Source organism: Actinomyces oris (genome assembly GCF_001937445.1).
In the GTDB taxonomy this organism is placed as follows: domain Bacteria; phylum Actinomycetota; class Actinomycetes; order Actinomycetales; family Actinomycetaceae; genus Actinomyces; species Actinomyces acetigenes.
On sequence record NZ_MSKS01000064.1, the window covers coordinates 1 to 11776 of the forward strand.

Here is an 11776-nt window from a genome sequence, read left to right on the forward strand (position 1 = left end):
GAGCGGCCCGACCTGCTCCGACGGGACTTCACAGCTGACGAGCCCGGCAAGAAGCTGTGCGGGGATATCACCTATGTCAGGACGTGGACCGGATTCGTCTATCTTGCGACAGTTCTGGACTGCTGCACCAAGAAGGTGGTGGGTTATGCGATGGCCGACCACATACACACCTCCCTGGTGTGCCAGGCCATTGACATGGCGGTCAAGAGATGCCCGATCAAGAAGGGTGTGACGATCTTTCACTCCGACAGGGGGAGCCAATACACGTCCCAGAAGTTCCTGGACCACCTCAATTCCTATGGCATTCGCCCCTCGGCGGGGCGTACGGGGGCGTGACTGGGTGGGTGCGTGGGCGGAGTCATTCAACGCCACGCTCAAGAATGAGAGAGTCCACCGAATGGTGTATCCCACGAAGGACAAGGCGATCAAGGATATTGCCTCATGGATCGAGCTGAGATACAATCGTACTCGTCTTCACTCAGCCCTAGGGTATCGCACTCCCGACGAGGTCGAACGCGATTTCCTGGACTTAACGAAGGCAGCCTGAAACACAAACAAGCACTGTCCGAAAAACACCCAGCAGTCCAAGGATCCGTCCCTTGTCCTTCTTCGACGCCCTGGTGTACACCCTGGCGTACTTTCCCGTGATCTCGGCCCTGGCCTGCACCAGGCAACCCACTTCCCATGCCCACCACGGTCCACGAGCTTCGCGGGCAGTCCTACATGAGGCACCGAGCCTCTTACGCGGGCATCCTTCATGAGTCTCGTCGTGGGCTTGACGAGCGTCACAAATATGCGTATAGTTATGATCATGCCCAATAGAAACGTGTATGTCGCGAAAGACGACGTGAGCCTGTTCACCGAAGCTAGCGAGATCGCTGGTGGAGTGTCGGCAGCTGTCGCGGAGGCGCTCCGCGACTACGTGAAGAAGCACCAACGAGCGGGCGCGGGCTACGAGGAGATCGAACTCACGCTGCGCACTGACGGCGTAGACCACAGGGTCACCTTCATGGGGCGACGCCTGGTCCGCGTCAGTCAACCAGCCCCCGAGGGGACCCGCATCGACACCGTCTACCAGACCGCCAAGAACCAGCTGGCTGTCGCCACCAAGATCCAGCGGAAGCTGCCCGACTGGGCCGCAGGCCAGGAGAACCTGTGGTCCCACCCCGAGACGTGGGATCGTGACTTCTGGGTCGCGGGCGACAAGACGATGGTCGTGTACCCCGACATTGAGCACTTGGGCCAGGTCGATGGCGCCTTGGCTGAACGCGTCGAATCAGCCCTCGCCATTCCCCCCTTCGAAGTCCTGGACATCTGACATGCCATCGGCCATCCCAGAGCGCGTTCTACCAAGACCTGCACTGTCGATCGCGCAGCTCACGAAGAAGTACGTCGTCCATGGCGGGTACGAGGTCCCGGCACTACGAGGGGTTTCCTTGGATCTCTACCCCGGCGAGATGGTGGGCCTGTTCGGACCAAATGGCGCCGGGAAGACCACTCTCGTCAGGATTGTAGCGGGTCTCTTGTCCGCCGACTCCGGTGACGTCGCATGGGGATCACCCGAAGGGCGTTCCTGTTTGGGATATGTGTCCCAAAAGGGCGGACTCCAGTACGGCCTGACCTGCCGGGAGGAGATGACCTTCCATGCCCAGTGTTTCGGCCAGTCAGCCCATCAGGCACGGTCGAGCGTCGACGCCGTCGCGGCGATGCTGAACTGTGGCTACCTCATGGACTGGGACGTTGGGCGGCTGTCAGGCGGCCAGAAGAGGGTCGTTGAGGTCGGCCTTGCACTGGTGGGGCATCCATCCGTCGTTCTTCTCGACGAGCCGACCCTGGGTCTCGACCCTGCGACACGACTGTCCTTGTGGCAGACAGTCCAGTCCGCCCGCCGCGAAACAGGCGCTGCTTTCCTGGTCACCACCCACTACATCGACGAGGTCGCCGACCATCTCTCCGACGTCAGCGTGATGAACCACGGCTCGGTAGTCGCCACCGGTTCCCCCGCAACGATTTGCGAGCAGTACGCGGTGGGAGAAGCGACCGTCACCGTTGCTGGAGACAGCAGCGAGCGTGCCGTCAGCGTCTTGGCCGGTACATTCCCTGCCGTGGCGCGAGATGGCAACCGGATCCGCATCCCGTCCAAGCATCCCAACTCCGATGCAGCTCTGGTCAGCCAGACCCTTACGCGCAACGCCGTCGAGATGAGCTCGATCAGCATTCGTGAGGCGTCCCTCGAAGAGGCGTTCTTGGCCATCACGGTAACCTCGGGGAAGGAGCAGCTCTCATGAAAGCGTGTCTTGCGCGCTACATGACGTTGGCGCTGAGGGCTCGGCGCGATTTTGCCTTAACCTTCGTGCAACCCATCGTCTACCTCGCCCTCTTTGGTCCTCTGTTCGTCTCCACGATGAGACTCCAAGGAACCACTCGGGCTACCGCCTATTCCATGTACGTCACAGGTCTGTCGATCCAGATGGCGATGACCATCGGCGCCTTCGTGGGGCTCACCATCATCCTTGAATACCGCCTCGGGATCCTCGAACGTATCTGGAGCACTCCAGCCAAGGGAAGCACCGTGATGGCCGGCAGGATCACACGTGACGTTTTGTTGATGTCTGCCCCCATACTGGTCGTCTTTCTCGTCGGCCTCGTCCTTGGGGCCAGGCCCAGCGCATGGGGACTGATGACCTACCTCGTGACGGTTCTCGGAACAGGGACGACGTTTGCGGGAATCTCTTATGCCGTGGCGCTCAAGACCAAGAGCGAGGGAGCACTGTCCGCGATCTTCAACCTCATCCTGCTGCCGATCCTCCTCCTGTCCGGGATCATGCTGCCCATGTCATTCGCCCCGCACTGGATCGTCGCCACTGCCCACTTCAACCCGCTGTGGCACCTGGTCCAGGGCGCCCGGGAACAGTTCAGCAGCAATGGTCTGGTGGCGGCAGGCGCGCGGAGCTGGGTCATCACATTGTTGATGTCAGGTATCGCGTTCGGATGGGCAACCCGCGAGTTCGACCGGAGGCGTTGACGCAACTGTGCCGGGAACCCGAAGGTTCCCGGCACAGGCGTGTTTATTCGATTGAGTGGTTGGTCTGGTCAGCGCACCGGAGCGGTGACGGCGCAGGTCGAGCACGAGCTCGAACTGCCGGCGCTGCTGCAGGTCGAGCCGCCCGGGGCGAGCAGATCGACGTTGACGCTGGCGCCGCCGAAGGTGGACGTGACGGCGAACTGCGTTGTGCGGACGCGGTGCTCGAGCGAGGAGGTGGTGGTGAGCTTCATGACTGACTCCTTGGAAGTGGTAGAAGGGATACATCCAGTTGTAATGCTAGCACCCGCGTGGGTCGAGTTGGGAGGCGAGTTGGGAGGGCTGTCCATGTCATGGCCATGGGTTTGTGGGTCATTGGGTGGGGTTGGATCGTCCCGGGTTTTGTGGAGGGGTTGTTGTCATGCGGCGGCTGGTTGGTCGGCGCGGTGGTTGTCATAGTAGAGGGCCTCGGCGGTGGCCGGGGGCATGTCGTTGGCGTTGGAGCGGTGGGGGCGCTCGGTGTTGTACCAGGACACCCAGTCGGCGGTCGCCCGCTCGACCTCATCGCGCCTCTTCCGGTTTGAGGGTGTAGTCAGGTGGTCAGTTGGTGTCTGAGGCCTCCTGTGTGGATGAGGCTGCGGGCTGTGTAGTGGGTGAGGTTGCGGGAGCCTTGGGCGATGCCGAGTAGGTGCTCCAAGCGACCGTTGAGGGCTTCGGTGGGCCCGTTGGACGAGCCCGGGTGGTCGAAGTAGGCCAGAATGTCCTCGCGCCTGCGCTTCAGGGTCCTGCCCAGGCGGGCGATCTCCTCGATCCCGGCTGGCACGCCGGTGGCGATCTTGCCGATCAGGCGGCTCATCAGGCGTTTGCCCTTGGCGAGGTCGGTGTGGCGGTAGGCGCTGATCATTTTCTGGTAGACCGACCAGGCCACCTCCACGGGCGCATGGCGCTCGTCAGCGAACAGCGCGTCGAGGCGCTATCCCTGATGCACGGTGATCAGGCCGAGCCCGGTCAGTAGGGTGCGGCGCGCCTTGTAGAGCAGGTCCTTGGCGGTGCCGCGCCGCCCAGCGATCTCCTGCTGGACCCGACGCCGGGTGGCGTCCAGGGCGTCACCCGGTCAGGCTCACGACGTGGAAGGGGTCCATCACCGTGGTCGCACCCGGCAGCTGCTCGGCGGTGGCGGTCTTGTAGCCGGTGAACCCGTCCATCGCCACAATCTCCACACCCGCCCGCCAGGTGGGGTCTTGGTCGGTCAGCCAGGACGCCAGGGCCTTCTTCGACCTGCCGGGAATCATGTCCAGCAACCTGGCCGAACCAGCGCCCTCCCTGACGGGGGTCAGGTCGATGATGACGGTGACGTACTTGTCGCCGCGCCGGGTATGGCGCCACACATGCTCATCGATCCCGATCACGCGCGCCCCCTTGAGGCGGTCCTTCAGAGGCCCAGGGCCTCCTTGCCCTCCTTCAGTACGGCGTCGTTGGCGGCGTCCCACGAGACCCCCAGGTGCGGCCGGACCCTGGAGACGGCCATATTGTCGATCGCGACCGCCTGAAGGGCCCACCAGGCGGCGGCCCGGCTCAGCGCGCCCCGAGGCCGCGCCGCCTGGGCCATGTCGAGGCGCCACACGCGCTGGCAGTGCTGGCAGGCGATCCTGGGGACTCGCACCAGCAGGCGGGTGATCCTCCCGCAGGTCGGGGCGTGGGCCAATGTAGGCGCGCCACCGTGCCGGCCCGCCGGCCCTGCGCCCCGCAGGAGGCGCAGAACAAGCGCTCGTCAACGATGTCCAAGACGGGGCGGGCCTCGACAACCAGCTCACATCGGCCATCGGCAGGCTCGATGACACGCTGGCCTGTGGCGCGAAGGCCCAGGGGCTCCAGGCCCAGCAGGGCGTCGGGATCGATCGGCTCGAAGCGCGCCCTGGCAAGGGTGCGCGCGGTAGCCTTCAACATAGCGTCGGGGTCCTCCGGCAGACGATGGATAGTTCAGCGACACCCATCAAGCCCGCCAGGACCTCGACGCCCCCTGTCTACTCCCGCGCGCCCACCACCCCCTCCTACACCCTCAAACCGGAAGAGCCGGATCAGCCTCTGGGACTAGACGCAGTCAACTGTCAACTGTTACGCTGGCATCGTCGGATTTCCAACGAAGAAGGGATGGCGATCATGCAGGTCACTGTCAAGACCGTCAGCGACCATCGGGTTCGCACCGTCCAGACCGCCATGAGCAACGCCCTGGGGTTCGGTGCCCAGGTGGACATGCTCGCTCCTGGCGGATCCACCAGTTCGAGCGCTGGGTCGTGCTGCTCCTGCTCGACCTGTGCCGTGGTGGCACAACCGCACGGCTGACAAGACTGATTCTTCGATCGGCCCGCTGAGGGGGTGGCGCTTGCGCCGCTCCCTCACTTGTTGGACAGGGTGCGTGAGCTGAGGAACATAACGAGATGGGCCACAACCAGTGGGGCTAGGAAGTCCGCCCGTGTGGCGAGATATCCCTGGCTGACTGCCATCACTGTGGCCCCGACCGCTGCGAAAACTCCTCCGATACGCCGTTTCAAACCGCTGAACTGCATGATGATGAATAGCGCCCCGGCAGTCCACATGTGCCCCGGCAGACAACGCGGAAAGATGAACCGGAAGATAATCTCTTCGCAAGCCAGCTGAAGCGTCAGCAACGCTGCCCCCACGATCAGGTTGGCCTCCACGGACACCCGGATCGTCTTCATCCAGCCACCGGCACTGGCTTCGACCATCTCGACTGCCAGATGTGACGGGTGGCCTAGTTGCTCACGACGCTGGTCTATCCATCCGAGCACGGTGTAGAGCATCTCCGCGAGGACTCCCGAAGCAACGGATTCCCCGACCCCTAGGAGCACGGCGAGCAGGACGGCGATGCTCTGAATTCCCAGATGGCTGGCTTGATAGAGCCACCATTGCCGGGGCAGGACCAAGAGGGACAGAAAACACACCATGATGAGGTGGGCAGCCACCACCAAGGACATCTGGATTGTTGCTTGTCGTTCGGCGATGGTCGCGTTTGCGAGGATTGGGAGACCGGACCGGGCTGCAGCATTCGACAGCTTGCGGAGGAACGGCTTGGAAACGAAGTAGTAGCCGACGTAAAGAGTCAAGGCTATGGCGGTGATGATCATGTGTTCGGTATCCTGCGCCGATGAGTCGCGTTCCTGTTCCACCAGTACTGGGCGTTGTAGACAAGGTGGGCAACGACACAAGCCCAGATCCCCCAGTAGATGAACAGGACCGTTCCCAGCACTGCCAGCGGCACCTTGGCCAAGATCTGTCCCCGGCCGAAGACTGAATGGCCGTAGGCGAACAGGGCAGCTCCGAGAAGGGTTAGCGTCAGCCACTGCGGGGTCGCTCGCAGAGCCACGATCGGCACCCCAAGACGGAATCCGACCTCTTCCCCGGCCCCGATCACCAGTAGCTGCCACAGGGGCATGTTCTGGATTGATCGGGCCACCTGTGCCCGGGTCACCCACACCGGTTGCTGAGCACTCGCATCACCGCTGCGATAGGTGGGGGCGGTGTTCTGGGGCCGTTCCCGGCCTGCTACCAGGCGTCCCGTGACGTCCCGGAGAATTCTTGCGTCAAGCCACGCGGCTGCCGGGGGAGCGAGGAGGGAGACGGCGATTCCGCACAGGACCATGCCCCATCCGTGCGCCGTTTGGAGGTTCCGGATGGGGCTCAGCGCCAGGCATGTGATCGCGAGAAGGCCCAGAACGATGACGTAAATGGTCGCGTAGCGAGCCTTACTGTTGAGGTTGCCGACCATCTTCGTCAGGGTCGCTGGCGACCAGCTAACCAAACCAACCGCGACGAGGGCGAAGCAGGACAAAAAGGGCATCCCGGTCTAGCTTCTGCTAGGGGTAAGGATGGGGCGCGGGATTGCCGAAGTCACCGTAGGCACGGTAGCGAGGGTGTTGCCGCATGGGTGCGCTCGGCAGCGACAGCGCGAGCAGGCCCGGCGCCCAGAGTCTGACACAGTACAATCCCAAGCCCCGGATCTCCGGTGTGGTGAAGTCTTCGACGTATAGGGGGGAGACGGAGGTGATGCTCGTGACGACATCACGAATCAGATCAGCACCGGTATGGGTGTTGTCGGGCGGGAGGTCGTCGGCGTGTGCGGAGGCCCCCGTCTCAAACCTGGTCACGACGGACTGGGCGGCCCGGCTGTTGCGTGCGTAGTAGGAGACGTTCGAGTCGAGATCGAGCATGGCGTCGGTGGACATGGTGGAGGAATCCTCAGAGTCGAAGGATGCCCAGACAGCGAGCATCCGGACTCCGCTACACTCCAGGAAGGCCTTGTACATGGCTCCCTCGAGGGTGGCGTCGGCGCCGAGGCCCACCGCGACGAGGGGGACTTGGCTGCCCCTGCCCACCATCAGGCATGCGATGGTGAAGTTCTGCAGGCTTGGTGAGGGGAGCCAGTAGAAGCGCAACTCATGGCTACTGCCAGCTGACCGCTCGAGGAGTCGTCGGATGCGGTCGAGCCGGTGGCCGTCCAAGGCAATGCGCACCGGGGCCGACGAGCCGTGCCAAAGGCCCATGGCGGCATCGACCTGGATGAGTTCGAAGGATGCTGCCAGGGTGGCGGCCATGCGGGTGGTGTGGACGGCTGTGCCGGTGGTCACGGCCGTACCCAGCCACGGTTCGCCGTCGTGTCTGCGAGGGTTGTAGCCCAAGTAGAAGAACTGCGCCGGAACCCACTCCGGTCCAGCCGTTCCCACGCGCGGCACCTTGACCCAGGTCAGGGGCGCCGTGTCGCTGTAGGAGTCGAACGGGCCGCCGAGGGTTGGTTCCGCGAACCCAAAGGCGCTCAGGTCGAGGACCTCGTCACCTGTTTGGGCAGCCAGGTCCTGCCGGGTGGCCCAGCGCCGCTCGAAGGAACTGTTGAGGATCCCGGTTCCGGCGCAGTACCGCTCGGCCGCCTCGGCGTAGACCTTGATCTCGGCCTCGAACTCGTTTAGGCCAACCCCGCCAATGTGGTAGCTGCCAGGCTTCGGGTCTGGACGGTCGAGGAGCGCGTGCATTCCCGTGAGTTCTCCTCCGTTGACCCGCACGTGAGGCCCCCGCGCAGGGTGGAGGGAGTAGCCCACCGAAGTCACGAGACCGCACAGTGGGCTGTAGGTCTGCCGCTTTAGACGTGCTGCGCTCTCGACGGGATCACTGTCTTGGCTTAGCTTCATCGGCCGCCCTCCGAAATCCACTCACGAATGTCGTAGTAGAGGTCAGACGCGGCAGCGAACTGCGATGTGCCATCGAACTTGGCCATCGGCAGAACATCGTTGAAGGCGATCTCCATTGTCGGGAGGTAGATCGACAGGACCTTGTTCCGCGTGGTGCTGAGGCCTCGCCGGGCGATGCTGGTGGTCTCATGGGCGACGTGTGCGGCGAGCAGCGCTCTGGTAGACACCGCCACCTCGGGACGTCCGGCCTGCACCTGGTCAGCCGCGGACCGCATCCAGGATAGGTAACCCTGCCGTTCACGCAGGTTCATCGAGACCCGCTGCTCGAAGGTCCGGTAGGACGCCGTCAGTCCGGGAATGATGAAGGGCCCGACGTACAACGCGGGCCCATCGATGACCGCGTGGAGCCAGGCCAGACCCGCGCGGCGCGCGAGGAGATCCAGCGCCCGAAGCATTGCAGGGTTGTTCTGCGCCAGCACTACGACCAGCACGGGCTGCGGCTGCGCGGCGGGGTGCATCGTTGACACAATCTCGAGTGCCTGTTCTTCCATCAGCAGCTCATCGGCCGACTGGTCAAGGCGCAGGCCGGTGAAGAAGGATGCCGGCGGCTTGGTATCGTCGCTCACCACGGTGACGTCGAGACCCTCGTCCACCAGGAACTGTCGCGTCAGGTCCGCGAGGTCGGTGTCGTCACTGACGACCCACACCGGCCGTGGCTGCCAGCCATCGCTCGTGTCCTGGTCGGGGGAGATCAGCGCGCCGAGCGCCGTCAGCTGCGTGACCACGTCCTCCAGCGCCGTCCGCGTCAGCCCCGGAACCCGGGAGAGGATCTCGGAGTGCTCCGCTCCTTGACTCAGCAGGTCCAGAGTGGGCCACAGGGTTCCCGTGGCTTCGTCGTCTTCCAGAATGGTGCTCTCTGTGTTCCAGACTCCCCGACGTAGCTCCACCCGGTCCATCGAGTAGGGAACCATCATCAGGCCCGGAGAGAATTGGTTGCTCACTTTGGCTCCTGTACCAACCTAGGCTTGGACGCCCACGGTCATCGTGTGGGTAGCGGTTTCAAAGATCCCATCGAGCTTCAACGCCTCGTTGAGCTCGTTCTCGTAAAAACTGGACGATTCCACCGACGCTAGCCCGAGAGCGGTGCAGATCAGGTTGATCTGCTGGGCGATCGCCCCGGCTTCCTGAAAGGCGAACCTGAGCCCTCTGGGCCCGTACTTGCGCATCGACCGCCATGGGGAGATGACGAAGATCAACTGCACCCCGGCCGCATCGGACTGTTCGATAGCAGGCTCACCGGCCAACGCGTTGCGAACCCCCAGACAGCCTTCCGGGCCGACCACGGGAACCAGCTTGTCGACGATCGGCGAGTACCGGTAGACGCCGCGGTCCAGGCCGGAGACATGCTGGGCGGACATGAACACCGACACGGGGTACAGGCCACCCCCCGAGGGAACAGCGCGCAGATTGTACCGCACGGTGTCACCATTGGACCGCGGGACATTCAGATGACCGGTCACACCGGCAGCCCCCCGCAAGAAAGTGGCCACATCACGCAGATCTAGAGGTTCCCCGGTGTAGTCACGGCCACTGCGGCGGCGAGCAATCACTTGCTCCAGCGGGACACGCAGCCTGCTGGACTTGGGAAGGTCGATCCCATCATCGATCAGTGAGTCGCGATCCATTTCGCCGTACGTGACGATCATGGGATCAACGAAGTAGTCACTGACCGAGACGTTGAACTCCATGTCGCCCCGACCGATCCGGGAAGCCAGAAGGAAATCGGCTGCCACGCTGGACAGGCCCGGTCCATCGGTGTTGTCGCATCGGAACTGATGGGTCCGGAAACCCACACCTTCCGTCCCTGGGCTCTGCGCTCGATACGAGGTGATTGCCGAGCTGGCCTTGCGCAACCCATTTGGTGTAGATGCCATGGTCTGTCCCCCTGCTGAGGCGTCCCGAACACTCGCGACAATAGCAGCCCGCTGGGGCCAGCCAGTAACTCCCGCGATCCCTATGTCGTGACTCGTGCCACTTTTCGGGTTCTCGGTGATCGGTGCGGGGTTTTCGTTGGAACGGCGTGAGTGGCGATTGGGTGCCCCTATGTGGTGTGTCAAGCGGCGGTGGGTAGCTGTGCTGCTGGTTGGGGGTCGTAGAGGGCTGCGTCTGGGATCATGGCGTTCAGTCAGGGGCAGGATGCGGCGGTGGGCCCGGGCGAGGACGGCATCGGCCCGGGCGTTTGCCTTGGTCTCGTTTGCGCTGGTAGTAGGCGCGGCTGATGGGGTCGGATCTGAGGGAGGCGAAGGCGGAGCCGAACATGGCGCGTTTGAGTCTCTTGTTGCCGGCGTGGGAGACGCCTCTCGCCCCTGATCGAGGATCCCGACCTCCTGGTCACCGGTGCCAGGCCGAATGTGGGAGGCCAGGTTGGGCCCCGGTGGTGAAGGTCTTGCCCAGGGTCTCGGCCAGGAAGACGGCGGCGGCCGGGACCCCTGATGCCGGGCACGGGTGGTCAGGGGCCGGGCAAGAGAGGGTGGGACGCTCGCCAGAGCCTCGACACGGCCGGCGATATCAGCCCTTTGGGAGTGCAAGGCGATGAGCCGGGTGGGCCAGGTGGGGCAGGACCGCCCCGGCGGCCTCGGTGCCTGCCACCGTCACGGTCTGCTTGTCCAGGGCATCGCAGATCTGCTGGGCCCAGGCGGCATGGCGGCGGGCTCCGTGCTTCTTCAGCCTGGCATCGATGCGTGCTTTGCCTGCCTTCTTCAGCGCGGTGGGGGCGGTGTCGGGCCGCTATGGCCTCCAAGATGGCGTCGCGGGCCAAGAGGGATCCCAGGACGGCCTCGAAGGCGGGGCGGGGTCTGGGTGTACAAGCCTCGAATGCGGTTAGCCGTCTGGTTGACCTGACGTGCCAGGTCCAGGTCAAAACCAGTGAGCATGGTCAGTGCTACGGCCTCTTCGTCGGCCGCGGTGACATCGCGCAGGGTGTGAGGCATCGTGGCGGCAGCTTGAGCGATCACGGCTGCGTTACGGGCGTCGGTTTTGGCGTTTCCTGGGCTCAAGTCTGCGATGCGGCGCATCGACAGTCCCGGCAGGTAGGAGCATCAGGCCCGCGAATCGCTCCCAGGAGTCGGTGAAGGTCCTGACCGCGGCCGGGTAGCGCTGTCCGAGCTCGCTGGCCTCGAAGGTCTCCAGGGCCTCCCACGCGGCCTCCTCGCTGGGGGCCTGGTAGATCGGCCTGAGAGCCGCTGCCACGGCCTTGCGGTCGCTGTAGGACACGAACCTCGTGGCGGCCCGGATCAGGTGGACTACGCATGTCTGGACCGTCGCCTGGGGCCAGGTCGCCTCAATCGCCTCGGGCAGCCCCGTCAGCCCGTCACATTCCCCCGCGCGCTTCGCTCCCGTGCGGGAGGTGCCCCCTCTACGATCAGCACGTCCTTGATGCCGCGGTTGGCCAGCTCGGCGCACACCTGGGCCCAGAACCTGGCCCCCTCGCTGGCCTGGACCCAGATGCCCAGGACGTGCTTGATCCCGTCCATGTCCACGCCTACCGCGATAT

The 11776-nt window shown here is 64.1% G+C and carries 12 protein-coding genes and 4 pseudogenes; 6 read left to right on the plus strand and 10 right to left on the minus strand.

Annotation, left to right across the window (positions count from 1 at the left end; translation table 11 throughout):
- From BKH20_RS13835 to BKH20_RS13125, 5 genes are all read left to right on the plus strand, one after another.
- A partial coding sequence (locus tag BKH20_RS13835; protein WP_143225019.1) for a DDE-type integrase/transposase/recombinase occupies positions 1 to 336 on the plus strand: 336 nt, incomplete at its 5' end.
- Positions 299 to 547, plus strand: a complete 249-nt coding sequence (locus BKH20_RS13840) for an integrase core domain-containing protein (RefSeq protein WP_081381725.1) — start codon at positions 299 to 301, stop codon at positions 545 to 547. The genes BKH20_RS13835 and BKH20_RS13840, both read left to right, overlap by 38 nt.
- Before the next feature lie 210 nt (positions 548 to 757).
- Positions 758 to 1318, plus strand: coding sequence for an EXLDI protein (locus BKH20_RS13115; RefSeq protein ID WP_256693193.1), 561 nt, complete (start codon positions 758 to 760; stop codon positions 1316 to 1318).
- A 1-nt stretch (position 1319) separates the two neighbouring features.
- On the plus strand, positions 1320 to 2288 hold the full coding sequence (locus BKH20_RS13120; RefSeq protein WP_075391425.1) for an ABC transporter ATP-binding protein: 969 nt from the start codon (positions 1320 to 1322) through the stop codon (positions 2286 to 2288).
- A complete protein-coding gene (locus BKH20_RS13125) occupies positions 2285 to 3025 on the plus strand; it encodes an ABC transporter permease (RefSeq protein WP_075391426.1) in 741 nt (246 codons plus the stop codon). The genes BKH20_RS13120 and BKH20_RS13125 overlap by 4 nt, the downstream gene beginning before the upstream one ends.
- A 68-nt stretch (positions 3026 to 3093) precedes the next feature.
- On the opposite strand, the gene BKH20_RS13130 is transcribed toward BKH20_RS13125, so the two are convergent.
- The 3 genes and pseudogenes from BKH20_RS13130 to BKH20_RS13140 all read right to left on the minus strand — a co-directional run bounded on the left by BKH20_RS13130 (position 3094) and on the right by BKH20_RS13140 (position 4969).
- Positions 3094 to 3276: a hypothetical protein gene (locus BKH20_RS13130; protein ID WP_075371531.1), complete on the minus strand. Its 183-nt coding sequence runs from the start codon at positions 3274 to 3276 to the stop codon at positions 3094 to 3096.
- A 285-nt stretch (positions 3277 to 3561) separates the two neighbouring features.
- A pseudogene (locus BKH20_RS15085) lies at positions 3562 to 3618 on the minus strand (hypothetical protein); the annotation flags it as partial.
- Positions 3615 to 4969: pseudogene (locus BKH20_RS13140) on the minus strand (ISL3 family transposase). The pseudogenes BKH20_RS15085 and BKH20_RS13140, both read right to left, overlap by 4 nt.
- A 204-nt stretch (positions 4970 to 5173) precedes the next feature.
- Here BKH20_RS13140 and BKH20_RS13150 point away from each other — a divergent pair.
- On the plus strand, positions 5174 to 5365 hold the full coding sequence (locus BKH20_RS13150) for a hypothetical protein (protein WP_218638173.1): 192 nt from the start codon (positions 5174 to 5176) through the stop codon (positions 5363 to 5365).
- A gap of 53 nt (positions 5366 to 5418) precedes the next feature.
- Here BKH20_RS13150 and BKH20_RS13155 read toward each other — a convergent pair whose 3' ends face one another.
- From BKH20_RS13155 to BKH20_RS13845, 7 genes and pseudogenes are all read right to left on the minus strand, one after another.
- On the minus strand, positions 5419 to 6168 hold the full coding sequence (locus tag BKH20_RS13155) for a CAAX protease (RefSeq protein ID WP_075371530.1): 750 nt from the start codon (positions 6166 to 6168) through the stop codon (positions 5419 to 5421).
- Positions 6165 to 6809 carry a CPBP family glutamic-type intramembrane protease gene (locus tag BKH20_RS13160; protein ID WP_218638174.1) on the minus strand — a complete coding sequence of 215 codons (645 nt, stop codon included), beginning with the start codon at positions 6807 to 6809 and terminating at the stop codon, positions 6165 to 6167. The genes BKH20_RS13155 and BKH20_RS13160 overlap by 4 nt, the downstream gene beginning before the upstream one ends.
- A gap of 88 nt (positions 6810 to 6897) precedes the next feature.
- Entirely contained in the window at positions 6898 to 8067 is a 1170-nt protein-coding gene (locus BKH20_RS13165) for a YcaO-like family protein (RefSeq protein ID WP_218638175.1), read from the minus strand.
- A 152-nt stretch (positions 8068 to 8219) separates the two neighbouring features.
- Positions 8220 to 9224 (minus strand): hypothetical protein, encoded by a 1005-nt coding sequence (locus BKH20_RS13170; RefSeq protein ID WP_218638176.1) that lies wholly within the window; start codon positions 9222 to 9224, stop codon positions 8220 to 8222.
- A gap of 18 nt (positions 9225 to 9242) precedes the next feature.
- Complete coding sequence (locus tag BKH20_RS13175; RefSeq protein WP_218638177.1) at positions 9243 to 10016, minus strand: SagB/ThcOx family dehydrogenase; 774 nt, start codon at positions 10014 to 10016, stop codon at positions 9243 to 9245.
- A gap of 320 nt (positions 10017 to 10336) precedes the next feature.
- Positions 10337 to 11318: pseudogene (locus BKH20_RS13180) on the minus strand (IS110 family transposase); the annotation flags it as partial.
- A pseudogene (locus BKH20_RS13845) lies at positions 11311 to 11776 on the minus strand (transposase); the annotation flags it as partial. The pseudogenes BKH20_RS13180 and BKH20_RS13845, both read right to left, overlap by 8 nt.